Genomic DNA, 26,436 nt, shown 5'->3' with positions numbered 1-26,436 from the left:
TCTTTTGATAAAAAAATCCTATGAAAATATAGCACTCTTAAAGAGTTTTGTTACAAGTTTGTTATGTTTGATTTAAAAAAAGGAAAGTAATATTCATTTGTAGAAAATTTTTAGAGATAAAAATAAGCTGAATATTCATGGTAAGAAAAGGGGGCACTTATATGCTAACAAATGATTTAGATTTCCGATTAGAACCACGTTTAAAAGAACTGTATGAACAACATAAAATAAGAGCGCAGAAGATAGACTGGGGTTATCATGAGTTTTTACCATGGGATAAGGGAATGGACTTTAAAAGAGTTCCTTGGGATGAAAGTCAAGTTACTCTCCCTTCTGGTGTAATTACGGCCATTGAAACAGCTTTATTAACAGAAGTGAATTTACCATGGTTTACAACGTATTTATCTGCGACTTTTAAAGGTTCCCTTTCTGTTATTACAGACTTTATTCATACTTGGACCTCAGAAGAGGATCAACATTCGAATTTATTAGAGACATATTTACTACTCACTCGAAGTGTAAACCCTAAACGTATACATGAATTAAGAAAATCAGTCGTTGAGTGTGGATTTGAGCCTGATTTTCATACACCAATCGAAGCCATGACGTATACGACGCTACAAGAACTTGCAACAATGGTGTTTTACAATAATGTAGCTAAGGTGGCAAGTAAGCATGATCCAGATCTGGCTACATTATTACGCCGTCTTGCAAAAGATGAAACACTTCATTATGCGTTTTATCGAGACGTTATTCGAACACATTTAGAATTGGAACCAAATTATTGCTACCATATTGCCAATGTGATTAGGAATTTTAAAATGCCAGGTGCCGTCATGCCTGATTTTGAAAATAGAATGGCTGTGATTGCAAAAGAAGCAAACTATGGGCCACTACAATATTTTGATCAAGTACTTGATGTAGTGGTTGAGTATTGGGGGTTAAAAGACTTACGACCAATTGCCCCTCTAGCAGAAAAAGCAAGAATTGAGATTTTGGAGTATCATATAAGATTGAAAAAAATACGGGATCGATTTGGCCGTTTTCAAGGAAAAACTGATCTACGTTAATGAGTAGAGATTTCAGAATATACGCGTGGGAATTCCCTTTTCTTTTATCTGAAATCTAGAACGCTCTCTATTATTTTGCGGCTGTTTTCCTTAATTTAACTTCCGAAGAAAAAAGTTATTGACACCAAAAATAAACTCATGATATTATTGAATTTTTGATAAAAAATAACATATGTGTTAAGCTTGAGAAGGTTACCACATATGGAGGTGGGTTATATGTTTCAAATTGGGGATAACATTGTTTATCCAATGCACGGAGCAGGTATAATTGAAGCCATAGAAGAAAAAGAGTTCTCAGGGAAAAAGCAACTTTATTATGTCATAAAAATGTCCATTAGTAATATGCAAATCATGATTCCTAAAGGCAAAATATTGAGTTCGAATATACGCCCAGTTATTGATATACTTACATTAACGCGCATTATACACATTTTTCAGCATGGAGAATCAGGCGAATTAATGCCTTGGAAACAAAGGTATAAAGTAAACACAGATAAAATAAAAACGGGTGAAATACAAGAAGGTGCTGAAGTTATACGTGATTTAATCCGTATAAAGAAGGAAAAAGCACTGAATACAAGCGAAAAAAAATTGTTGGATGATGCATATAAATTTTTGGTCAGTGAGCTAGAATTAATTAAAGGAATCACTGAAAAACAAATAAAAAGTTTCTGTTGAGATTTATTATAAATACTGTATGACATCCCTCGGAAATATCCTGAATTCTCTGGGTATATGATGATTATTAAAAGGAAAGTATTTCAAAGATATTCAATTTCTTCAACTCACTTTTAGAGTAGATACCTCTTTTGTTATTACTTCAATCTAATCCATTTTTATTTTTAAATTTCTTTTACGAACGTTTGAAGTTTCATCAAATAACTAGATTAAATAGTCACTTGATTTTTACAATCCTGATTCACACTGGCACGGACAAGGAGCAGTAAGGATGAAAGAGAGGTAGGGCTTTCATTGTTTTAGGTAATATACTATCTAAGTCATTATTTCTAGAAGAAAAAACAATCAATCTCACCACTATCTTTAAGAGTGCCTTATATCTACTGAGACGGTGAATAGTAATTGTTTATCTTCTTTACTTAAAATTGATAAACGAACTGGTAACACCATATGGTCAACTACAAAAATTGGTTTCCAGACCAGGAAACCAATTTAAATTTTATTTACATACCAATAGTAAATTAAGCAGTAAGAAGGAGTACACACATGAAAAAAATGTTAACAAAAGAATTAAGTAATGAATTAAAGAAGCGAGAAGGGATCATCTCTATTACAGTTGAGTCTTATGAAAAAATCGAAGTTGGTGGAATTCGTGTAGATGGACCAGCTATTATTCTAATTAATCAAGAATAGGTAAAAATAGTTGCATACAAGGAGAAAAGGATCGGCCTTTAAGAGAAGGGGGATCCTTTTTGTTTGTTGCAGCCAATATGGGATATAAATAACTTTTATCTGATGTGTTGGGGTTAAAAGGAAGTAGAGGATGGAAATTATCATGGTGGAAAGCTTAATATTGGTAGGATTTCTTTTTACGTTATATAAATTAGTTGATAAAAAAACAAACTAATTATTTAAAACGATAGATTGTTTCTTTTTTTAGGGCGAGATTTATCTGAGAGTGAAATGGATCATATAAAGGAGGAATTAAAATGGATGCAAGGAAAAAACGCATAAAATACGAGAAGATGTCAAAAAATTATGATCGTATTTATTTAGTTTCGTTTATCCTATTAATTGTACTTGTTTGTAGTAGTGTGATTATCATAGGAGCTACAGGGGGAAAATATGGAGTATTTTTATTGTTAGCAATTTTACTTAACGCACGTATTACGAAAGAATCTCAAAAAAAGTATGAGCACTATTCTAATAAAGGGCGTATTTAAAATGATACATAACCAGAAAGGAACAACCTAGATGTATATTCAAAATATCCCTTTATCATCTCCTATTAACTAGTAAAAGTAACTTTATATAAATAATTTTTTAGCAATGTAGAAATAGAAACCGTACCCTATTAAAATGTTATTTCCGTCCATATAATGAATTATCCTTCTAGCATATTTATAAGATTTATATCATATATTAGTAGAAAGAACGCAAGTTAGAAAGGAGTCTTATAGAATGAGTTATTTGGAGGGAAATGACTTTAGTAAACAAAATATGGTAAGTGTGCCTAATCCCTATGTATATCAGACATTACAATCAGTAATTGGTAAACATGTGGTTATTGAAACTGTAAGAGGAAATATAAGAGGGAAATTAAAGGATGTGAAACCAGATCATTTGCTCATTGAAGATACGGTGCCATATATTGTACGCATTCAACAAATTGTATGGATTATGCCAAAACAATAATCAAATAAAAACACAGGGTTTTATCTCTGTGTTTCTTCAAATTTTCGTTTTTGAATATATGCTTGAGCATGGATAATTTCTTTCTGAAGTTCTTTTAATTCTTCCGTAGATCCAGATTCAATCCTCATGTACGTAGTAACTAGACTAATCATCATATCCATCTTCTCTACTATATTTTGAATGACCTGTTCAGATTGCTCTTTTTTAGGGTGTTGTATTGCTATTAAAGCATTTTCTATATAATTGTTCTTTCGTTGCTGGATATCATAAATAAACTGTTTTGTGTTTGAGTTCATTTGTTATTCCTCCGTTTTGGATATACTTCTATTCTATCATATTTGAATGGAAAATATGATATTACCCTAAATTCACACCTGTCCAGGTTTTAAGGTATTCATAATGTGTTCTAAATCAACTTTGATGTACTGAGACTGTTTTTTTACTGTTCCATTTCGAAAGTATTCAGGAAACTCATTTTTGATATACACTATATTATTTAGTTTAAGTCGCGATATCATAGTATTTCTTTTGGTTTTTTATTTGATTCCAATTACAAAATTATAATAGCATTTCAATAGTAAGGCTATCTCTGCATTTTATCTTTATACCGTCATGCTATTATCTTGATATAATTATGTTGAATGTAGTAGTGACGGAAATAGTGAAAGATTTCTAATTGGTTAACATATAAAATAAACTATTTCTTCCTTACAATAAAATAAATCGTGGAGAAGATAAAAGATGCAAAGAACAATATTAATTGTAGAAGATGAAGATATTTTACGTGAAATTATGAAAGATTACTTATTAAACGAAGGGTATAACGTCTTAGAGGCGATGGATGGGAAAGAAGCGTTATCTATATTTGAAGAGCATGAGGTGCATTTAATTATTTTAGATATTATGTTACCGGAATTAGATGGTTGGACGGTTTGTCGGCGAATTCGGAAGAAATCTAATGTACCTATTATTATGCTAACGGCTCGGGTGGATGAAGATGATACTTTACTTGGATTTGAACTAGGAGCAGATGATTATGTTACAAAGCCGTATAGTCCTCCTATTTTATTAGCAAGAGCAAAACGATTAATGGAAAGCCGATATTCTTCAGCTGTTAATGTACCAGCTGAAGACACATTAACGAGTAGTGGTATCCATGTACATTTTCCTTCTCGTACAGTAACTATAGATGGGGAAGACATAAATTTGACTCATACAGAATTTGAAATAGTAACGTATCTCATGCGAAATCAAGGAATTGTAATTTCGAGAGAACAACTAATCAATAAAATTTGGGGTTATGAATTCGCTGGGGATGATCGCACTGTTAATAGTCATATTCGTAATTTGCGTCATAAATTAGGACAAAAAGCAGCTTGTATTGTAACGGTTGTACGAGCTGGTTATAAATTTGAGGGACAAGTATGAAAAAAGGAATTGTATTAAAGTTATTTATGTTAACAACAGCATTATGCACACTTATTTTAGTAACTATTTTTATTGGACAAACTATATTTTTTAAGCAATACTACGCAAATCGAAAAGTTAATGATATTAAAACAAATATTCAATCCTTTGAAAAAGCATATATAAAAGCTGGAGATGATGCGAAAGTAATTCAAGAATTAGAACAAAATTTCTATCAAGAGAATGCGACATGGATTACAACGTTAGATAGTGTAGGTAATATAAAATATGCAAATGATTTTTCTATAGAAATTCAATTAGACCCAAACGAAAATAAGATATTTTCTGAACGTTCCATTCACATACCGTTGTATAGTTTTATCAATTTAGAAGATATACAGAGGATGAAATATAGTTTAGAACAAGGGAGTCATATTATTATCGACGGAGTACAGAAGGGGGATATAGTAGTCCCTGCGATGTTAACAATAAAAGAGAAGAATGTTGGGCTAGAGAACAAGCAACTGTCAGAAAGGTTGTATGGGCCAAAAGCCGTATCTTCAAAAGAAAGTTCACAATTATATTTAGCGGGAAGCATTCAAAACGTGCAATTACCGGAGGGGACTGTAGGAACGAACTTTATATATGGAAATCGTGTGCTTATAGATAGAATAAAACAATTTCAGGTTGATTTATTATTGAATCAAAAATCTAATGATGTTACTTCTACAGAAATAATGGATTACGAAGAAAATGATATTAAATATAAAGTTTTAATCAAGCCAACAAAAGACGCGGGGGGTAAGACAAACTATATATTTGCTATGACATCATTGCAACCAGTTGATGAAGCGGTACAAATGATAAAGGATTATTATGTATATTTAATTATCTTTGTATTGATTTTAATTGTTTTGATATCGTTCTATTACTCAAAAAAAATCGCCAAGCCATTATTACAAATAAATGATACTACAAAAAAAATCGCGGGTTTAGATTTCTCTGAGACGATACCTATTACTACAAAGGATGAAATAGGTGATTTATCACAAAATATTAATACACTTTCTAAAGCTTTGCATTCGTATATTCATCAATTGCAGCAAGATATAGAGAAAGAAAAGCAATTAGAAAATACACGTAAAGAATTTATCGCGGGTGTTTCACATGAGTTAAAAACACCTTTAAGTATTATGAAGAGCTGTATTTCAATTTTGGAGGATGGCGTTGCCAGTAATAAAAAGGAGTATTACTTTAAAGCGATGTCAAAAGAAGTAGATAAAATGGATATGCTCATTATTGATATGCTCGAGTTAGCAAAATTCGAATCTGGTACGTATAAAATGGAAATGGGTGTTTTCCATATTGATGAGATGATCGATTACATATGTGAGCAATTAACCTCGGATATAACAGCTAAGCAACTACATGTTCATAAACAACTTTCTAAAATTGAAGTTGTTGCAAACCAGCATCGCATAGAACAAGTTATAACGAACTTTATTACGAATGCGATTCGTTACACACCAGAACAGGAGAATGTTATTATTTCTACAATAGAAGAGAATGAACGTGTAAAAGTATGTGTAGAAAATAAAGGGGCTCATATCGCGCCAGAACATTTAGAGAAAATATGGGATCGTTTCTATCGAGGGGATACGTCTCGTCAACGTTCAAAAGGTGGAACAGGATTGGGCCTTGCTATTTCAAAAAATATATTAGAGCTACATGATGCGGAATATGGTGTTTCAAATACAGAAGATGGAGTATTATTTTATTTCTATTTAAATAAAAACGTGTAGAATTTTTTCTACACGTTTTTATTATTTTTAAACGAAATCGACATTATCTGCATTTTATCTTTATCAGCATTCATTACTATTTTCATTAGAAAGAGAATGAAAAGTTGATAAGGAGATTGTTAAAATGAAAAAAAGAGCGATATTGCTTTTGCTTATTATAATAATAATGGGTACAGGCGTTAGTTTCATACATGCTAAAGGGCATAAAAACATATCAAAAGAGGATTTACGATTAAAAGGAAAAACTATTGTAATTGATCCAGGGCATGGTGGAGGAGATAGAGGGACGAAAGGAAAGAAATTAGGAACGATTGAAAAAGAGCTTAATTTAAAAGTAGCACAAAATATAAAGAAAGAATTAGAAGAAAGAACGGATGCAAAAGTTATATTAACACGTGAAAAAGATACGAGCTTACTTCCAGAAACAAAACAAAAGGAAGAATTACAAGCACGTGTCAAAGTAGCGAAAGACCATGCGGCGGATCTTTATATTAGCATTCATCATGATGCTTTTGAGGATACAAATGTAAAAGGAATAACAACTCATTATGGATCTAATAAAAGGAAAGATAAAAAGTTAGCTAAGACCGTACAAGAAGCTATTTTTGATCAAAATATAGACAGCCGAGATCGAGGTGTTCATGGAAGTGATTTTCTTGTCTTACGAGAAAACCCTTCTCCGTCTATTTTAATTGAATTAGGATTTACATCTAATGTGAGTGATGAAAAAAGAATGAATTCAGAAGAATTCCAAGCAAAATCGCAACAAGGTATTGTGGATGGCATTATTAATTATTTTACGATGTAATAAAATAGGCAAATAGAAAAATACTATTCTTTCTAAATCTTAATTAGAAAGAATAGTATTTTTTATTTTGGGTGTATATTTATTTTTCAAATTTAACTGTATTAATGAAACAAGTTCTTTTTTAAAAGTAAACACAATACGCTATTCTTTAACTGATTTCGACACTATCTGCATTTTATCTTTACCTCTCTCTATTAATCTATTTATTGTAAACACCGGTTGAAACGAATGATTCAGTCGAATAAAGGCTCAGCTTTATAAATAATGAAAATTAATAGGGAAAGGATCGAAAAATAATGAAAGAATCACAAAGTAAGAAAAAAACAAGTCGATTAACTAAGGTAATAATATCTCTAGGAGTTGTTTTAGCGACGACCTTTTTCACATTCTTTTTAATTGGGAAATGGAACTCTACCCCAGCAAAGGGAGTAGCTAATGAAAGTAGTAATCAAGTTAATACGCAACAACAAGAAAAGAAAAAAGAAACACCACCAGCAAAACAGAAAAGACCTGATGGAAAACCGGTAGGAAAAGTTGTTTATTTAACATTCGATGACGGTCCTAGCGAATTAACTGGGAAATTTTTAGATGTACTAAAAGAGCAAAATGTTGCTTCGACATTTTTTATGCAAGGTAGTAATTTACAAAATACAGGTTTTCAGGAAAATGTAAAACGAGCAGTAAAAGAAGGACATTATATTGGTGCACATAGTATGACACATAATAGTGATAAGCTATACAAAAAGGGACAATTTGTACCGGAAATGCAAGAAACGTTAGCTCTTATCCATAATATTACGGGTACAACTCCTAAACTAGTTCGTCCACCATATGGATCTGCACCAGGATTAAAGGGTGAGGAAATTCGTAACCAAATTGTAGAAGCAGCAATAAAAGTTTGGGATTGGACAATAGACTCAAATGATTGGAAATTAAAAGATAATCCAACTCAGATTATCGAAAATGTAAAGAAACAAACAACAGAAGAAGTAGAAGTTGTTTTAATGCATGAAAAGGCGCAAACATTACAAGCACTTCCTGAAATTATTAAATTTTATAAAGAGCAAGGGTATGAATTTGGGGTATATAATGACGAGGATCATTTTCGTCTAAACTTCCAAAAAGATCAACGTCTATAGTATAAACATAGTTATTTTAAAAAGGTGTTTTTATTACTAAATCAATAATTAAGCCAAAAGTCGATTTCCTATACGATAAAGAAATCGGCTTTTTCTTTTGCTACAGGTAGCTCCTTAGAGAGGTAACTTTATTTTTTCGATAGCTTTTATTCACTGTTACAGTGTCTATGTCCGTTATGATAATGACTCATTATGGGAGATTAAGAAAAACTTAAGTTATTTATTCACTTTTTATTAAGATATACCCATTATATTTAGAAAGGTCTTATACAACATATTTATCCTTTCGAAATTTAAATATATAAATATTGTTATAAATATATTAATTAACGAAAGGTGAAATTTAAACATGAAAGAATTATGATTTAAAATTGCTGGAGTAGTTGTAGTGCTAATTATAGCGTGTTGGGGATTAACTTTTACAGAAAACGAAATTATAGATAGATATAATCCACTTGTGATAGAAAAAGATGTCTATGCTCTTACTAAGGGACCAGCTGAACCTGACCCTGATTACCCTAGGAGATCTATGTATATGCTAAATGGAGTGGATGAATCAGGAAAAGAATCGGTAATTAAGGTAGGGATTGCTGGCCAACATGAATATCAAGATACTTATATAAAAGTTCGAGTAAAAGGAGGTTATGTTTTTTCATTAGAAGAAGTAAAAGAAAGTGATGTTCCAGAAAAAGCAAAAGAAAAAATTAAAAAATAATCAAGGAATAGTTATCTCAAGATGAGATGTATATAATAAAAAAGGGTTCCCCGTTCGTGGGGAATCCTTTTTTATCTCATTGATGTATTACATTTGTGTATATGTGTTTCGTTCTAAAAATTTATCCTAACATATTAACTCCAACTTTCAACAGAAAATCGTAAGAATTATTCTCCTTTCTTTTTCCTAGATAAATGTATCCTAGAAAGAAGGTTATGCCGCTTTTCAAACATGTAGTTTTTGTAAGAAAATATTTACATACCTCCTCGCAAATATGTTAGAAAAATCTTTGTAGCACTTGAAAATGTTTGATGTTTTTTCCAAAGAATATTTAGTCCAGCCTCTAGCTTAGGAGATAGGGGGCGGAAGCAAAGTGTACTTTCCTCAGACGTATTCATAAGCTTATCAATACATAATGCGTACCCTATATTTTCTTTTACGAGTAAGGATGCATTATAGAGTAAATTATATGTACCTATAACATTCAAGTTTTCAATTTCCTCTCCAAGCCATCCTGATAATTCATTACTTACAGCCGTTTGTCTTGATATGATAAGAGGTTTATTTAGTAAGTCTGTTGGATGGATATAAGCTTTTTCCGCTAAGGGAGTGTCTTTTCGCATAAGTACGCCCCATACATCAGTAGCTGGCAACTTTAAGTAGTCATATTTTTGTTTATTTGCTGGCTCAATAACGATACCAAAATCTAATAAACCACTATCTAATTTTGTTGTAATGTCATCAGCGTTGCCGCTATATAAATGAAATTTAATGTTAGGGTGATGGGCAACAATTTTTTTTATAGTTTGTGCAATGAACTGCATTGCCTCTGTTTCTCCAGCTCCAATATGAATTTCTCCACTAATAATTTCAGATTTTTGGTTAAAATTAGCTTCTGTTTTTTCTATTAAATCCACAATTTCTTTTGCTCGATCTAATAAAAACATACCTTCGTCTGTTAAAGTGATTTTTCGATTTCCTCGCACAAATAAAGTAGTTCCAAGCTCTTCTTCCAGGTTGTTTAACTGTCTTGATAATGTAGGTTGAGATAAATGCAATGCATTTGCAGCAGCAGATATATTCTCTTGCGTTGCTACCGCAATGAAGTAGCGTAATACACGTATGTCCAAAAAACTCTTCTCCTTCGTATGCCTATTTGTTATGGGAATGTATTCAATATAGGTATTTGTTATCTCAATAATACCATTTTATAATCACATTACCAAAAGCATTGATAAGAAGTGAAAGAGGAGTTGAAGTGTTTTTTATGAAGAATTCAAAAAGTGTATTAATTTTTATATTAGCAGTAGGGGTTTTCGGTATTCTTAATACTGAAATGGGATATATTGGCTTGCTTCCGGCATTATCAGATCATTTTGATGTAAGTGTTTCGAAGGTAAGTTTAATGGTTAGTTTGTTCGCGCTCGCCATTGCCATTGCGGCTCCAACGCTTCCTTTAGTTTTTTCGGGTGTAAATCGAAAAACGGTTATGTTGTTCGTACTAGCAATCTTTATTATCGGCAACGTTATTTCAATTTTTACAACGAATTTTACAGTTGCTTTAGTTGCACGAGTAATTCCGGCTTTCTTTCATCCAGTGTACGTATCGATGGCTTTATCAGTAGCAGCAACTTCAGTTAGTGCAAAAGAAGCTCCAAAAGCAGTTGCCAAAGTGTTTATTGGGGTTTCAGCTGGTATGGTTTTAGGTGTACCGATTGTCAACTTTTTAGCAAATGTATTTACACTTGAAATATCATTAACATTTTTTGCACTTGTTAATATTTTTGCGTTTATTATGACAATCGTATTTATTCCCTCTATGCCTGTTCAGGAAAAGCTTTCTTATGGTTCGCAGCTTAAGATTTTAACGAAAGGTATCACATGGCTATCCATACTTGCTGTAACTTTTTTAAATGGAGCGGTATTTGGAATTTATAGTTATCTAGCCGAATATTTAGATGTAGTTACGAAAATGTCGCCGTATATGATAAGTATCATGCTATTTGTTTATGGGTTAGCAAATATTATCGGGAATATTCTTGCAGGGAGATTACTGACAATAGCTCCTGTCCGTACGGTAATCATTTATCCCTTTGCTCTAATGATATTATATTTTGCCTTTTTCTTTGTATCAGATCTTGCGATACCAACTGCAATTTTTATTGTAATTTGGGGTGTTTTTGGCGGGATTGGTGGTAATGTCAATCAATATTGGATGATGTCTTCAGCACCTAATTCACCAGATTTCGCTAATGGATTATTTTTAACTTCTTGTAATTTAGGGACTACAATTGGTACTGGGATCGCAGGGATAATTATTGCACAAATTGGAACGAAATATATTTTATTTGTAGGCATGTTTGCATTAGTATTAGGGTTTATTTGTATTCTGCTTCGAAATATGTTGTATAAATCTACAAATGCCTAAGTGCTATTTTGCATTACATTACTAAGGAAAAGCGCATTTAATATAAAAGGGACTCTTAATTTTATAAGAGTTCTTTTTTGCAATCCCAATAAATTCTTCTCAATAATTGAAAATAAAATCAATCCGGATTATTATATTGTTATTGTAAATTTATTTTATTGAAGGAGGATACATAGATGAAAAGCTCAAAAGGCTCGATTGAATCAGAGATAAGCAAAGCAATTACTCACTGGGAAAAGGACTACCTAGGACGCGGGTCTATATCCGTTAAGACAGATATATTACGGGATATGATTATCGTAAATTTACAAGGTGTTTTAACGCCAGCTGAATATAGTGTTTGCGAAACAAAAGACGGGATGCTAACGATAAAGAAGAATCGTTCGGAGCTAGTTGAATCTGGAATTGATGATCTGAAAGAGATTATACTAGAATTAACTGGAGAGAAAGTGAAAAGCTTTCATACGGATATAAGCTCCCGTACAGGCGAACGAGTAATGATTTTTAAATTGCTTCATAATCTTGAGGAGAAATTTTAAAAATACCTTAAGGTTAGTGGAAGGATTAAGAAACCTACAAGTTTTGCACTTTACTAACAGGCTAATAATTAAAAACTTGAAGTTATTTAGGTATAATAAATCTTAATTCTAATAACTCTTAAAAAACGGATAAATAAATTGACAAACTGCTTAATATGGTTTATCTTATAATTGTTTTAAAAAATTGATAGATGCTCATTTTAACAGTTTGCTATAATTAACGCTTTAGCATTTTTTTAATATGTAATATTGACTAAATGAAAAAGTTTCTTAATTAAAAGATAGCGTATAACATAAATTGATATATTGATTGCATAATCTAGGAGATCAGAAATATACATTTCTTTTTAATAGGAGTAATACATACATTATTATCCTCTATAAAATGGGAGCTCTTCAAAAAACTTTATTGAAGTTAGTTGAAGGGAAACCGACAATCTCCATAATTCAATGATGATATAAAATCATTGAATTATGGAAGTTGTCGGTTTTTTTTATGGGAAAAAACGATGCACTAAAAAGAGTGAATGAAAATTGAAATTTAAAAAACTATCGTAATTAAAAGGAATTTTTATAGGTTATTTTCGCTTAGAAGGGAGTATTTAACATGTTAATTTCGCTGAGTTCATCAACACTGTTAACTTTATTTTTTATGGCGCTTAGTGCTTCTTGGCTAAGTGGATTATTGTTTTTACATGCAAGGATTCCTTTACGTTTTGTTCATATCCATATTGGTATCGCTGCTTTACCTTCATTGGTTTCTTTGCTCGCACTTGTTAATAACAATGGAGATAGAGTTGTGGGGCCTTGGCATCTAGATACTTTAGCTTGGTTAATGGCTTTCTTTGTTCTTACAATTGGTTTAATCATTCAGCGTTTTTCTGTACGTTACTTAATGGGAGATCGCTCATATCGAAAATACTTTGTACTTTTTACATTTACTACAGGTGTATCTTCGGTTGCATGGTTAAGTGATGATCTTCGTTTCATGATTATTTGTTGGGGAGCAACGCTTATAGGATTGGTTCTACTCATAGGGCTAAATAAAGGGTGGAAAGTAGTTAGTGAAGCAACTAAAATCTCTGGCTATTTATTTACAATAAGTTGGATTGCGTTGCTATCAGCTATCATTTGGCTTTTTCAAATAACTGGACAGTGGCAGTTAACATCAGTTTTAACGAATGAAAATTTAGTTCAATTTGGAACATTAGAAAGAACAGTAATCAATTTATTCATTATACTAGCTGTGATGATTCCAGCAGCACAATGGCCTTTTCAAAGATGGTTAATTGAGTCTGCCGTTGCTCCAACTCCTGTTTCAGCTATTATGCATGCAGGTTTAGTAAATGCTGGCGGTATCATGTTAACTAGATTTTCACCTCTTTTTCATGATGATATTGCACAAATCTTTTTACTTATTTTCTCTAGTATTTCTGTCTTAATCGGAACAGGAATTAGTTTAGTCCAAGTTGATTATAAACGTCAGCTAGTAGGTTCAACTATTGCACAAATGGGATTTATGCTTATTCAATGTGCATTAGGCGCTTATTTAGCGGCTATTATTCATTTAATTTTACATGGTTTGTTTAAAGCTACACTGTTTTTACAAGCTGGTTCTTCAGTGCAACGTTTTGGGATAGTGAATCAGTCTAATGAAAAGATGTCCAATTTATGGATTATAGTCGGGCGTGTTTTAGGAGTATTTATAGCAATTACTTTCTGGTTTATGACTTCTGGAGAGGGGTATCAGCTAGTTAGTGCGTTAATCTTAGGCTGGTCACTATACTTTTCATGGAAACAGCTTGTTGTTTTTGGAGAGGGAAGAATGGGACGAATTGCTGGCGTAATTGTTTTGATTGGATTTTCTCTCATTTACTTTACCGTTCATAATTCTCTTTATAAATGGTTGCATACTGATATTTATCAAAGTGTTCAACCTTCAGCTCCAGCCGTTATCTTTGTTATATGTATTTTACTATTTAGTAGTGTTACTAGTACTTTCGTTACTCGTCATCAATCTTCTACTTTATTCGCTGTACTTTATCTTTGGTTAGTTCGAGTAGGTGAGGCGAGAAGAAAATCAGTAGAAAGTCACCCAAGCTATCTGAAACATTATGTATCAAAGGGAGGTAATTCGTGATGAGCATATCGTCAATATTAAAGAAAGATACAAACATTGATATGCAAGAAAATAATATAAATGATTTAGTTGCATCTGCTAGCCGAGTTATTGCACCACTTTGGCCTATCTCTACGTTTGCAGCTCACCACCCTTGGATGGGACTTGAAAAGCAATCATTTGAACAAGTCGCAAATTGGCTAAAAGAAGCTCGTAATGTGGATATGTATCCTAGTACTTCCATGATTCATTCGGCAAAAGCGAAAGGTGAGATTGAGGAATCATTTTTACAAATGAGTTTGTCTCGTTGGCTGGATTCACAATCTTTTCATATTCCGCGAGAGAAAGTAGAGCGATTTTGCCAAGCGGCTTTAAAGTTAGAAAAATTACCTTCTAGTCTATTATCATCGCCAGAATTAAATAAATTGGCAGAAGAAATGAGTTATATAAATACAGCAAATATGAAAGCCTCTGTTATGCAGCCAATAAGTTCGCTTATAGAGAATCAAAATAGTGAAAACCTATCTGATATTCTTAATTATCATATCATTAAATGGTGTAAATTATATCTTGATGACTCCGGATCAAGTTGGACGATGCCAAATCGAGAGAAAGGTTTTTATCGCGCATGGCAACACCTTATTACATTTGATCCAGCGCTCAGTAAAAATGAGCGTAAAGTTTTAAAAGATTGGCCACAAGATGCCGAAGTAGCTTTAGCGAGAGCGTTATTTGAACTAGGAATTTCTGAATCTAACATACAAGCTTATCTTGAAGGGCACTTACTTTCTTTACCTGGGTGGGCAGGAATGATACGATGGCGCTCACAACAATCGATTCAGGAACAGGGGCTTTTAATAGAATATTTAGCAGTTCGAATTTCTATGGAGCTGGCTATTGCAAAACCTTATTTACCTTTAAAAAATCAAAAGGTTGAGAAAAAAGTTTCGATCGTCCCACTTATAGCTTCTTGGATCTATTGGGGGAATATTTCAACACGGGAATGGTCACAAATGTCTGCAGCTGAACAAAGCGAATTGTTAGCATTTGCATATCGTTTTGATGAAAATATTCGCAGGAAACTTTGGCTGGAAGCTTGGGAACAAACGCATGCAGAGCAATTAAGAGAGAAGATTGCTTCTAAACAACGTGCAACCAATGATAAAAAGCGTGTATTAGCTCAATTAGCATTTTGTATTGATGTACGTTCAGAACCGTTTCGTCGCCACTTAGAAAAACTAGGTCCGTTTGAAACGTTTGGAATAGCTGGTTTCTTTGGGTTACCAATTGCGACTAGTGAACTAGGTAGTAATGACAGCCATCCTTCCTTGCCAGTTATACTGAAACCGAAGCATCAAATAAAAGAGCTTACAGATGAAAATGAATTTAAATCTTATGAGCAACGTAAGAGGGTAGGCAGTTCGGTGCGTTATACATTTAAAACGATGAAACAGAACGTACTGACAAGTATGGCGCTACCTGAGTTAAGTGGTCCTTTACTTGGTCTACAGATGGTGACAAGAAGCTTTGTCCCAAGAGGAGTTGGTGGTTTCATTCGTAAACTTCGTAAAACTATGTTACAAAAACCTGATACAACATTCTCGCTTAATCATGTTCATGACACAAAAGGTGAGATACCTATCGGTTTTACGAAAGAAGAAAAAGTGAACTATGTGCGTCAAGCTTTAAAAATGGTGGGACTGACAGAAAAATTTGCTCCTTTAGTTGTAATGTGCGGACATAGTAGTCAAAGTACGAACAATCCTTATGCGGCAGCACTTGAGTGTGGTGCTTGTGGAGGCGCAGCAGGGGGATTCAATGCAAGAGTTTTCGCTACTTTATGTAATCTTCCAGAAGTAAGAGAGGCGTTGTCTGCTGAAGGCATTAACATTCCTAAGGATACCATTTTTGCAGCAGCTGAACATAAAACAACAGTGGACGAATTGGAATGGATTTACGTCCCAGAACTTTCGAAAACTGCGCAAGAAGCGTTTGATTGTATCGAGACGATTATGCCAAATGTGAGCCAACATGCAAATAGAGAACGTTTAACGCAATTACCTAATTTCAAAACGAAAATAAAAAATCCGAGTAAAGAGGCGCATCGATTTGCAGAAGATTGGAGTGAAATACGTCCAGAATGGGGATTAGCGCGTAATGCATCTTTTATTATCGGAAAGCGTGAATTAACTCAAGATTGTGACTTAGAAGGTAGGGCTTTCCTTCATAATTATGATTGGAAACAGGATGAAAGTGGCGATATATTAGCTAACATTATTGCAGGACCAGGAACAGTTGCACAGTGGATAAATCTACAATATTACGCATCAACTGTAGCTCCTCACTATTATGGTAGTGGAAATAAAACAACCCAAACCGTAACGGCGGGTCTCGGTGTTATGCAAGGGAATGCTAGTGACCTGTTGCCAGGCTTACCTTGGCAATCCGTTATGCAGTCAGATAGTGAGACGTATCATTCACCACTTCGTTTACTAATTGTCATTCAAGCACCTATTGAATATATAGAACGTTTGTTAAATAATGATTTCACATTTCGAGAAAAAGTTCAAAATGGATGGGTTAGACTTGCAAGTGTTGATCCAGAGGGAAGCTGGAAAAACTGGTAACAATTATTATTGTTACTAGCTTAAAAGTTTCATAAATACAATAATGAAGAAGGAGTGCTCCATATGAATTCAAAGAATAAAAAAGTTTTATTATTAACAGACATTGAACACGGAATAGAGCCTAGTATCCAACAAGTAACTAACATTCAACAAGAAAACATGTTGACTATACACAGCTATGATTCTGTAATTGTACATCCTTATGGAGATATAATGAGATCTATTATTATTGCTATTTATCAAGAAAATGTTAAAGAAATTTTTGTTGTCGGAATAGAGGATAAAGAAACTTCTTCAGTTAATCTACAAACTCAACGTGATTTCATAAAAGATAATATAGAATTAGACTATCTCTTTAAAAATTGCATGCCTGAATTTTCAAGTGGTAGCCTTAATCAATGGCTGAGTGGACAAAAAAATGTTAGTGAAAATATTGAAAAGAGTATAGATATGATCCGTCATCATCCATTAGTACCTTCTGATATTGAAGTTCATGGTTTCATAATTGATAGAACGGGTGAAAAAGAAACGGTTGTTAAAGTTTCTGCTAATAAAGTACTGAAACAAATGGATTTTTATGTGTAAGTTATCGATAAATAAGCAACTTTTATTTGGACTTGTGTCCTTTACAAAGAGCAAAAGAAATCTTCTATAAATGGGGATCTTTTGCTCTTTTTGTTTGAATTTTTAATGTGTTTTATAGGAGATACCTAATATGTACATAATAAAAATATATAACTTTTTGCATAAAATTTTAAGGACGGATTAGCAGGCGGAAAATAAAAATTTATGTTGTGATTTATTTCAAGATTATTACTAAAAAGAATGGAGATTCTTTAATTATGAGAATAAAACAGTTAAAACCTAAAGTGATATGGAAAAAAAGAATGTTGCTAACTCTTTTTATTGTTTTCGGATTGATTATTGCGGGGGTTGTTTTTTGGAATGTTTCACCTATTCCGAAAGCGTTTCTCATAAAAAAAGCATTTGAAGGTGGAATGTTTGTTCAATCTAATAATTATAAAAACGCTCTAAAAGAGACACGAATTGTTAAAGATATCAATTATAATTCTAAATTTCCTGATGGTACATTAGACATTATTTATCCCAAAAATTTTATAGGGAAAACACCTGTTATTTTTTGGGTGCACGGGGGTGGATTTGTAGGTGGAGATAAATCAGACATTACTGGTTATGCAGTAGAATTAGCTGCTCGTGGTTATACAGTGATAAATATAAATTATGCTCTTGCTCCTAAAAGAAAGTATCCTACACCAGTACTACAACTTGGTGAGGCTTATGAATATATAAAAGCAAATGCAAAGAAATATAATGTAAAACTAGATGACCTATATTTTGCAGGAGATTCTGCGGGAGCGCAAATATCTGGACAATTTGTTACTATTCAAACATCTCCAGATTATGCGAAATTAACCGGGATTGACGCTGTTGTTGCTCCTTCTACAATTAAAGGTATACTGCTATTTTGCGGCCCGTATAATATGCCTGCATTAGCTAAAATGGAAACATCCAAAGAAGTGCAAGACTTTATGCGTACTACTGGCTGGGCTTACTTTGGGAAAAAGAAATTTGAAACATTACCTGAAATGGAAATCGCCTCTATTTATAAACACGTTACAAAAGATTACCCACCAACGTTCATCACAGATGGAAATACTGCATCATTTGAAGAGCAAGGTAAAGCATTAGCTTCTACTTTACAAAATAAAGGAGTACCTGTAGATACACTTTTCTTTGATAAAAATATCTCTGGCGAGTTAGCACATGAATTTCAATTTAAAATGAACACTTCAGCAGGTGAAGAAGCTTTTAACCAAGTTCTTAAATTTCTAAATGAAAATAAATAATATATATACTATTAACTTTTTATAAGCCTAGTTTAATACTATATATGGGTGAACAAAATATTGCATTAATAATCTAATGGTAGCAAAAATAAATTTGATAAGAAGTATATAGTAAGAATGATTTGGAGATACAGATGGGGATATAACTATTTTATTTAGGACGGTGCACTTTAAATGGATTTACAGAAAGGGAAATTATATTGGAACACAACTTTTTCTAATACACCTTCTTATCCTCGGTTGGAAGAAGATATAAAATGTGACGTACTAATAATAGGAGCAGGAAGTTCAGGTGCTCAATCAGCATACTATTTGAGTGAATCAGATTTAAATATTGTTGTCGTTGATAAAAGAAAGGTAGGACACGGGAGTAACCTTACAAATACAGCACTTATTCAATATTTAGGTGACAAGATGTTTTTTGAACTTGTAAATACATTTGGAGAAGAGTATGCAGTTAAGCATATGAAATTGTGTGAACAAGCTATTAATGATATTGAATATGCTGATCAAAACTTGCCTTATTGCTCTGATTTTAAACGACGTGACAGTTTATATTATGCAAGTTATGAAGAGGATATAAAGAAATTAGAAAAAGAACTGTATTATTTACATAAGTATGATTTTAAAGCGACTTGGCTATCAGAGGAACAAATTGGACAGAGATATCCATTTAAAAAACGTGCAGCTATTTATACGTATAATGATGGTGAAATAAATCCTTATAAATTTACACATAGTTTATTAGAACAAGCTGCTAATAAAGGAGTTCAAATTTATGAAGATACAGAGATTGTTGGCAAAAAGTTAGAGAAAGAATGTGCTATCTTTTATACAAAGGGGGGCAATTCTATTACTGCCAATAAAGTAATTGTGGCTGCAGGATATGAAGGGTTGGAATTTAAAAAGGAAAAGAACGCTACACTGATTAGCTCATATGCAGTTGTTACTAATCCTGTAGAAGATTTATCTTCTTGGTATAAACGTACTCTCATTTGGGAAACTGCGAGACCATATATTTATATGAGAACTACTGCAGATAACAGGATTATTATAGGTGGGTTAGATGAAGATACAAACATTGCTCAAGAAAGAGATTCAAAATTAATCCATAAAAAAGAGAAATTAGTAAATGAATTTAATAAGCTCTTTCCCAATATAACAGTTGAACCTGAATTTTATTTAAGTGCTTTTTATGGTGGTACTCATGATGGTTTACCTATAATTGGAATGTATGAAGAGTTTCCAAATTGTCACTTTATCTATGCGTATGGAGATAATGGATTAGTATATAGTATGGTGCTTTCTAAAATTGTTCGAGATATAATTATTAGCGGTTCAAGTCCGGATTTGAATTTATATTTACAAACTAGACCAAAACTAAATGAGTAAGCTACATGTATGCAAAATCAAGGTAGTATAAAAAAGTAATAGTTTTTACGGTTTTAATTACTTTATATAGGAAGCAATTCTACAATTATAATCTCTCCAATATATTTGGGGGGATTTATTTTTTTCTTATGATTTATTGAAAAATAGTCTAATTAGACTATAATGAGTATATAGTTTAATTAGACTATATATTTTATTGAGTGTGAAAAAAGGAGGAAAGAGGTATGGTTGCAAAAGAGAGCAACTTACGCTTAGTGATAGCTGGGTTAATGCTAGGCATTTTAATGGCTGCAATGGATAATACAATTGTTGCCACTTCAATTGGTACAATTGTCTCAGATTTGGGTGGATTGGATAAATTCATCTGGGTTACTTCTGCTTATATGGTTGCAGTTATGGCGGGTATGCCTATTTTCGGGAAATTATCTGATATGTATGGTAGAAAGAGGTTTTATATTTTTGGTTTATTAATCTTCTTAATGGGTTCTGCATTATGTGGTACTGCGCAAAGTATTGTTCAGCTAAGTATTTATCGTGCAATTCAAGGTATAGGTGGGGGGGCACTGATGCCAATCGCCTTTACCATTGTATTTGATATTTTTCCTATTGAAAAAAGAGGGAAAATGACTGGATTATTAGGGGCCGTATTTGGTTCTTCAAGTGTATTAGGACCTTTATTAGGTGCGTATATAACAGAAAATATAAGTTGGCATTGGATTTTTTACGTCAATATTCCAATTGGTCTAATGTCATTAATTTTTATTTTAAAAGCTTATAAAGAAAATAATCCACCTACTAAGCAAAATATTGATTGGTGGGGGGCGATAACACTCGTCATAGCAGTAATTAGCTTAATGTTCGCTTTAGAGTTGGGAGGAAAGGAATTTAAGTGGGATTCGATACAAATTATTGGGTTATTTGCATCGTTTATTGTATTTTTCGTTGGCTTCCTATTGGTAGAAAGAAAAGTGAAAGATCCGATAATATCATTTTGGATGTTTAAGCGTAAGGAGTTTGCAATATCACAAATTATTACGTTTTTCTATGGAGCAACATTTGTTATTTTAACAGTATTTATTCCTATTTTTGTTCAGGCTGTATATGGTGGAACAGCAACTAATGCTGGATTAATTTTAACCCCAATGATGTTAGGTTCTGTAGTAGGTAGTGCAATTGGTGGAATATTTCAAACGAAAATTAGTTACCGCAACTTGATGTTATTATCTATAATATCCTTTGGGATAGGTATGTATTTGTTAGGAACGATGGATCCACAAACAAGCCGTGTACTTTTAACGATATACATGATTATAACGGGGTTTGGAGTTGGATTTTCGTTCTCTTTGCTTCCCACAGTTTCTATTCATAATATGGAACCGAGATTCCGTGGTTCAGCTACTTCAACAAATTCATTCTTTCGTTCACTAGGTATGACAATTGGAGTAACGATTTTTGGCTCCATTCAAAATAGTACCTTTACAGCTAACTTAAAGGATGCTTTTAAGGGAATAGAACATGGTTCCAGCATGTTAAATAATCTAGGTGATCCGAGTGCAATATTTCGCTCAGATGTAAGGTCCAGTATACCTACTTTTATTCTTGAAAAGGTTATAGCTGCTATGTCATCTTCCATTACTACTGTTTTTCTATTAGCTTTAATTCCAATTATCGTTTCGTTTATGGCAATATTATTTATGGGGAATGTCAAAGCTGGTACAAAGGATAATAAAGTGAATTTGAAGTTATAAATTTTATAAAACAAAAAGATTCTTTACTTATTTTTAGCTTATACTATTGGTATAGGTTATTAAGGAGTGGAGAGTTATGAATACAAAGCTTTTTATGCTGGGTCTTCTTATGGAGAAAAATAGGCATCCGTATGAAGTCCAGCAACTTTTAAAAAATAGTGAAATGAAATATTATATAAAAATTACTAAAGGCTCTTTATATTATACATTTGAGCAACTTGAAAAGAAGGGTTTTATAGAGGTTGTTGATATTATTCGTAATGAACAACGTCCTGAACGGACTATTTACGGTATTACTAAAAGTGGTAAACAAGAATTTGAACATTTATTATTAGAGCAAATGATAAAGAAAGAGGATATGCATCGTCCTATATATGAAGCGCTACTTTTTGCACAATATGGGGAAGAAGAATTAATTCTAGAACAGCTAAAAACTAAAATTTCTCAACTGACGTTATATCTTACTACCCTTCAAAAAGTATATGAAGAGAAGTGTGGAAAAGAGAGTGTAGCTAAGTTATATATATTATCTAGTGTCATTTTACATTTAAGAACAGAGTTAAAAGTTTTACAGAGTTTATATAACACTATAAAAAATGAAAAGATAGATAATATTGGAAATGATGTACTTAGAGAGATAGAAAATCAATGTTTATAGTGACAGATATTATAAAATAAAGAAAAGTATAATATTTTAATTCATAAATTAAAAACGTTAATTTGGACAGGTCTAATAGTATAGGGAACTGTCCATTTTTAATATGTAAATTCTCCATTCAATGTTAAGAAATCTTAATATTTTTGTAGGGTGAAAATTAAGATTTTTTCAGTAGATTGATTGTATGTTCTAAATTAACATTGGAGAGGAATTTATGAATGTTATTTGTTTTATGTAAGAGTATGTGAAGCGGCCTCGGATCGTAGGGGGCTATTTTACCCAGTTCAAATCAACTTGCAAAACAGATGGTTTCTTCAATATGTTTAAAAAAGCAAAGTGTATTATCACGCATTAACGGGTAGTAAGACCCACATCTCAAAATTAAGTGGAAGCAAAGAAGTTAGGTGGGGGGCGGGATTCCCGTAAAAGACCGATTGGTGAGGGCTGATTAAAGTTTCACTTTATACGTGTAAGGTAAAACTAAATGTATAATACTACAGCATAGAACGAGATGTCAGAGAGGAAGAAAATATGATGCAGAAAGAAAAAATTTTGATTGTAGATGATGATATAGAGATAAGAAAAATCGTATCCATTTATTTAAAAAATGAAGGGTATGAAATTATAGATGCATCGGATGCTATAGAAGCTTTAGAAACTTTAAGAAATACAACAATTGATTTAATCATTTTAGATATTATGTTACCGAAAATGGATGGCATAGAGGCTTGTTTAAAAATAAGAGAACAGTATCAAATGCCTATAATTTTTTTGTCAGCTAAAGATGAGGATATAGATAAGATCCAGGGATTAATGAGTGGGGCAGAAGACTACATTACCAAACCGTTTAATCCACTTGAATTAATGGCAAGAATTAAATCTCAATTACGAAGATATCGTGTTTATCAAACAGAAGAAGTAAAACAATTTATTCATGAAATAGGCCATCTTAAGGTAGACGAGGAGACAAGACAAGTTTTCATTAGAAATGAAGAAGTAAGGTTAACTCCAAAGGAATTTGACATACTTTCTTTATTAGTGAGAAATAAAGGAAAGGTTTTTAGTGTAGAAAAAATATACGAGATGGTCTGGGAAGATTCATTTTATAAATCAGATAATACAGTCATGGTTCATATTACTAAAATACGGGAAAAAATTGAAGAAAACCCTCGTCAGCCTGTTTATTTAAAAACAGTATGGGGAGTTGGCTATAGAGTATGATCGATCGTACGAAATTAAGGGATAATATATTCTTTTCTACACGCTTAAATATAAAGCTTATTTTAATTTTTTTGCTCTGTTTCATCGTTGCGGTTGTTACTTTTTTTCTCATAGCAATGAAAAGTGCAAATCTACTTTCTTATAATCAACAGATTGAAAAAGAAGCCGAAATAAGGGAAATAGCGATAGGGATAACTAATGATATACAAAAGCGTAATTTGGAATCTGGGCATATAGAACAAGTTATACCGATGATTCAATCTATCCAAAAGAAGAATGAAAATTTAAGGTTTTTAGTATTAGATTATAAAGGCCATATTATCTATCGTTCACATAATTTTCAATTGCAGGATAATCTCCCACAGGAATTATTACAGGAGAAATTAAATGTTACACCAAACGTCAGAAATCCTTTGTTTGAGAAGTTCATATTGTTTGTTTCACCAGTTTCATTTCAAGATGGAATTGGATATGTAATGGTACAATCTCCAAATTCGAATAAAACAATCTCACCAACTCAATATAATCAAAATTTATTACTTGCTTTGGTGAGCAGTATATTAATTTTCATCCTTTTATTTTTGCTGTTTATGATCCCTATTACAAGATACATTAAAGAAATTGAACGAGGTATTCAAAAGATTGTAAAAAAAGATTGGAAACATTCCATACGTGTTAAAGGAAAAGATGAATTATCTTCTTTAGCTTATAATATTAATTGGATGGCTAGTCAATTAAGGGAGCGTTTTGAGAAAGAGAGAGCAATTGAGAAAGGTAAAAGTGAATTTATTACCAATATTTCTCATGATTTGCGTACCCCTTTAACGTCTATTATTGGATATTTAGCATTAGTAAATGAAAAACAATATCGAAATAAAGAAGAATTAGAAATGTATATTCAAAATACGTATAATTTAACATTAAAATTAAAAACTCTCATTAATGAATTGTTTGAATACACAAAATTATCTTTACCTGATGTTAAGTTGAGAAAAGAAAAAGTAGAATTGGGCAATTTGTTAGGTCAGCTAGTAGGAGAGTATATCCCGATTTTTGAAAAACAGCAATTAATTGTTAAACTAAATATCATTAATAAGGATATTTGGGTATGGGCAGATATAGAAAAACTGGTGCGTGTATTTGATAATTTACTATCTAATACTGAAAAATATAGTTTTTCAAATTCAACAGTAATAGTGGAACTAAAAAAAGAAGAAGATAAGGCATTTATTTGTATTACAAATAAAACAGATCATCTTGAAGCACAAGAATTAAGCAAGATGTTTGAGAAGTTTTATCGAGTTGATAAATCACGGTCGAGTCAAATACACGGATCCGGAATTGGTTTAGCAATTGTAAAGCGCACAATTGAATTGCATGAGGGCAAAGTATGGGCTGAAAGTCATGGAAATAGTCTTACGATACATGTAGAATTACAACTTTTAAAAAATGTTTAAAAACTATTTAAGAATTTTCATTATGTAACTAATATAAATGCTTAAATAAAGCATTTATAAACAATAGTAGGCTTCTTTTGGTAACCATTGCATGAATGCCATGCCCAAATGGGGAAATCTATAGTAGAGTCAATACCTTTCTGTTTCATGTGTCTTACAATGTATTTATATGCTGTGCAATCTTCTTTACTAACAAAAATAGGATTGGCTATAAGCTTACCTTCATTCAAAAGTGTATTTATAGCATTTTTGTTTTGAAAAGTCCATAGGATTGTTGAATCAATAAATGTATTTAAGTTTGACTGTTTATCAAATTGTTTTCCTATATTTTTCTCCAGTTTCTTTTTATTTTGCAGAATTAAGAATAAATAGACTAATCTGACAATAAGAAATACCTATGCTAGATACAATTGTAAATGCTTATTTAAAGTAACAGCAAGGAATAACCTTTGTATATAGAGTGTACAATACATGCAAAACAGGATTAAAGAAGATTTTAAATATAATATGAAATAGTACAAAATAAGAATTTGATATATCTTTTATATATAAACTATTAATTGAAGTTTGTAATTACACATTATAGTTAGTATGCTAACTATATAATTAGTGTGCTAACTATATTGGAGGTTATATGAATAATTTAGGCTATTTATTACACAAGGTAAGTATAATGACGAAAACAGAATTATCAAATCAATTAAAAGAATATAAAATAACAGCTCAGCAATGGTCTGTGTTAAAGGATATATCTCTTTATCCAAATGGAACCACCCCGGCTATGATTGCTGAAAGGCTCTTAGCAGACCGTCCAACAGTAACCGGAATTATACAAAGATTATTGCAAAAAGAATGGATTCTTATAAAACATAATCCTAAAGATAAACGGTCACATTTAATATTTTTAACAGATGAAACTAAGACATTAATACAGGAGATAGAAAATGTAAGCGATGAAGTTATAAAAAATGCTACAGCTAGTATTCCTAAAGAGGAAGTAGAAAATACAGTTCGAGTTTTGCAAAGTATGATTCAAAATTTACAAAAAAATAAAGGGTGAATAAA

At 32.1% G+C, this 26,436-nt stretch carries 24 protein-coding genes and 1 pseudogene; 22 read left to right on the top strand and 3 right to left on the bottom strand.

Annotation, left to right across the window (positions count from 1 at the left end):
* The first annotated feature begins 161 nt into the window (after positions 1-161).
* The 5 genes from AB6801_RS18945 (at position 162) to AB6801_RS18925 (ending at position 3,443) form a co-directional block, all read left to right on the top strand.
* A complete protein-coding gene (locus tag AB6801_RS18945) occupies positions 162-1,070 on the top strand; it encodes an acyl-ACP desaturase (protein WP_000957101.1) in 909 nt (302 codons plus the stop codon).
* Positions 1,071-1,286: 216 nt separating this feature from the next.
* On the top strand, positions 1,287-1,748 hold the full coding sequence (locus AB6801_RS18940; protein WP_000486298.1) for a CarD family transcriptional regulator: 462 nt from the start codon (positions 1,287-1,289) through the stop codon (positions 1,746-1,748).
* Between the two features lie 546 nt (positions 1,749-2,294).
* Positions 2,295-2,441 (top strand): BC1881 family protein, encoded by a 147-nt coding sequence (locus tag AB6801_RS18935; RefSeq protein WP_000738548.1) that lies wholly within the window; start codon positions 2,295-2,297, stop codon positions 2,439-2,441.
* Between the two features lie 296 nt (positions 2,442-2,737).
* A complete protein-coding gene (locus AB6801_RS18930; RefSeq protein WP_000340044.1) occupies positions 2,738-2,971 on the top strand; it encodes a hypothetical protein in 234 nt (77 codons plus the stop codon).
* 238 nt (positions 2,972-3,209) lie between these two features.
* Positions 3,210-3,443: a YuzF family protein gene (locus tag AB6801_RS18925; protein ID WP_000120818.1), complete on the top strand. Its 234-nt coding sequence runs from the start codon at positions 3,210-3,212 to the stop codon at positions 3,441-3,443.
* 20 nt (positions 3,444-3,463) lie between these two features.
* Here AB6801_RS18925 and AB6801_RS18920 read toward each other — a convergent pair whose 3' ends face one another.
* Positions 3,464-3,739, bottom strand: a complete 276-nt coding sequence (locus AB6801_RS18920; RefSeq protein WP_001087712.1) for a hypothetical protein — start codon at positions 3,737-3,739, stop codon at positions 3,464-3,466.
* A gap of 445 nt (positions 3,740-4,184) precedes the next feature.
* On the opposite strand from AB6801_RS18920, the gene AB6801_RS18915 reads away from it, so the two are divergent.
* The 5 genes from AB6801_RS18915 to AB6801_RS18895 all read left to right on the top strand — a co-directional run bounded on the left by AB6801_RS18915 (position 4,185) and on the right by AB6801_RS18895 (position 9,314).
* Positions 4,185-4,871 (top strand): response regulator transcription factor, encoded by a 687-nt coding sequence (locus tag AB6801_RS18915; protein ID WP_001189873.1) that lies wholly within the window; start codon positions 4,185-4,187, stop codon positions 4,869-4,871.
* Entirely contained in the window at positions 4,868-6,652 is a 1,785-nt protein-coding gene (locus AB6801_RS18910; RefSeq protein ID WP_000715394.1) for a sensor histidine kinase, read from the top strand. The genes AB6801_RS18915 and AB6801_RS18910 overlap by 4 nt, the downstream gene beginning before the upstream one ends.
* 124 nt (positions 6,653-6,776) lie before the next feature.
* Positions 6,777-7,460 carry an N-acetylmuramoyl-L-alanine amidase family protein gene (locus tag AB6801_RS18905; RefSeq protein WP_000745358.1) on the top strand — a complete coding sequence of 228 codons (684 nt, stop codon included), beginning with the start codon at positions 6,777-6,779 and terminating at the stop codon, positions 7,458-7,460.
* 296 nt (positions 7,461-7,756) lie between these two features.
* Positions 7,757-8,599, top strand: a complete 843-nt coding sequence (locus AB6801_RS18900) for a polysaccharide deacetylase family protein (RefSeq protein WP_000665180.1) — start codon at positions 7,757-7,759, stop codon at positions 8,597-8,599.
* A 370-nt stretch (positions 8,600-8,969) separates the two neighbouring features.
* Positions 8,970-9,314: a YxeA family protein gene (locus AB6801_RS18895; RefSeq protein ID WP_255261998.1), complete on the top strand. Its 345-nt coding sequence runs from the start codon at positions 8,970-8,972 to the stop codon at positions 9,312-9,314.
* Between the two features lie 254 nt (positions 9,315-9,568).
* On the opposite strand, the gene AB6801_RS18890 is transcribed toward AB6801_RS18895, so the two are convergent.
* Positions 9,569-10,444: a LysR family transcriptional regulator gene (locus AB6801_RS18890; protein ID WP_097999423.1), complete on the bottom strand. Its 876-nt coding sequence runs from the start codon at positions 10,442-10,444 to the stop codon at positions 9,569-9,571.
* 137 nt (positions 10,445-10,581) lie between these two features.
* Here AB6801_RS18890 and AB6801_RS18885 point away from each other — a divergent pair, with 137 nt between their 5' ends.
* The 11 genes from AB6801_RS18885 to AB6801_RS18835 all read left to right on the top strand — a co-directional run bounded on the left by AB6801_RS18885 (position 10,582) and on the right by AB6801_RS18835 (position 25,371).
* Positions 10,582-11,742: an MFS transporter gene (locus AB6801_RS18885; protein WP_170954568.1), complete on the top strand. Its 1,161-nt coding sequence runs from the start codon at positions 10,582-10,584 to the stop codon at positions 11,740-11,742.
* Positions 11,743-11,918: 176 nt separating this feature from the next.
* Complete coding sequence (locus AB6801_RS18880) at positions 11,919-12,281, top strand: Na-translocating system protein MpsC family protein (protein ID WP_000842548.1); 363 nt, start codon at positions 11,919-11,921, stop codon at positions 12,279-12,281.
* 607 nt (positions 12,282-12,888) lie between these two features.
* Complete coding sequence (locus AB6801_RS18875) at positions 12,889-14,421, top strand: NADH dehydrogenase subunit 5 (RefSeq protein ID WP_048568432.1); 1,533 nt, start codon at positions 12,889-12,891, stop codon at positions 14,419-14,421.
* The gene (locus AB6801_RS18870) at positions 14,421-17,027 is read left to right on the top strand and encodes a DUF2309 domain-containing protein (RefSeq protein WP_098330452.1); all 2,607 of its coding nucleotides are present in this window, start codon (positions 14,421-14,423) and stop codon (positions 17,025-17,027) included. Before AB6801_RS18875 ends, AB6801_RS18870 begins: the two co-directional genes overlap by 1 nt.
* A 63-nt stretch (positions 17,028-17,090) precedes the next feature.
* Positions 17,091-17,612 (top strand): carbonic anhydrase, encoded by a 522-nt coding sequence (locus tag AB6801_RS18865; protein WP_065703713.1) that lies wholly within the window; start codon positions 17,091-17,093, stop codon positions 17,610-17,612.
* Positions 17,613-17,869: 257 nt separating this feature from the next.
* Positions 17,870-18,895, top strand: a complete 1,026-nt coding sequence (locus tag AB6801_RS18860; protein ID WP_001220684.1) for an alpha/beta hydrolase — start codon at positions 17,870-17,872, stop codon at positions 18,893-18,895.
* Positions 18,896-19,069: 174 nt separating this feature from the next.
* A complete protein-coding gene (locus AB6801_RS18855; protein WP_097999669.1) occupies positions 19,070-20,287 on the top strand; it encodes an NAD(P)/FAD-dependent oxidoreductase in 1,218 nt (405 codons plus the stop codon).
* 224 nt (positions 20,288-20,511) lie between these two features.
* A complete protein-coding gene (locus AB6801_RS18850) occupies positions 20,512-22,035 on the top strand; it encodes an MDR family MFS transporter (RefSeq protein ID WP_097999668.1) in 1,524 nt (507 codons plus the stop codon).
* Between the two features lie 76 nt (positions 22,036-22,111).
* Positions 22,112-22,693, top strand: a complete 582-nt coding sequence (locus tag AB6801_RS18845) for a PadR family transcriptional regulator (RefSeq protein WP_001093176.1) — start codon at positions 22,112-22,114, stop codon at positions 22,691-22,693.
* A 534-nt stretch (positions 22,694-23,227) separates the two neighbouring features.
* Complete coding sequence (locus AB6801_RS18840; protein ID WP_001168370.1) at positions 23,228-23,914, top strand: response regulator transcription factor; 687 nt, start codon at positions 23,228-23,230, stop codon at positions 23,912-23,914.
* Positions 23,911-25,371, top strand: a complete 1,461-nt coding sequence (locus tag AB6801_RS18835; protein WP_000567229.1) for a sensor histidine kinase — start codon at positions 23,911-23,913, stop codon at positions 25,369-25,371. The genes AB6801_RS18840 and AB6801_RS18835 overlap by 4 nt, the downstream gene beginning before the upstream one ends.
* Before the next feature lie 65 nt (positions 25,372-25,436).
* Here the strand turns inward: AB6801_RS18835 and AB6801_RS18830 are convergent.
* Positions 25,437-25,697 (bottom strand): annotated as a pseudogene (locus AB6801_RS18830) (DUF3841 domain-containing protein); the annotation flags it as partial.
* A gap of 308 nt (positions 25,698-26,005) precedes the next feature.
* On the opposite strand from AB6801_RS18830, the gene AB6801_RS18825 reads away from it, so the two are divergent.
* Complete coding sequence (locus AB6801_RS18825; protein WP_001061041.1) at positions 26,006-26,431, top strand: MarR family winged helix-turn-helix transcriptional regulator; 426 nt, start codon at positions 26,006-26,008, stop codon at positions 26,429-26,431.
* Positions 26,432-26,436: the final 5 nt, after the last annotated feature.

This window comes from Bacillus sp. RCC_6_1 (genome assembly GCF_041360755.1).
Lineage (GTDB): Bacteria > Bacillota > Bacilli > Bacillales > Bacillaceae_G > Bacillus_A > Bacillus_A cereus.
The sequence above is the reverse complement of the archived record's forward strand: the minus strand, read 5'-3'. Positions and strand labels throughout refer to the sequence as shown.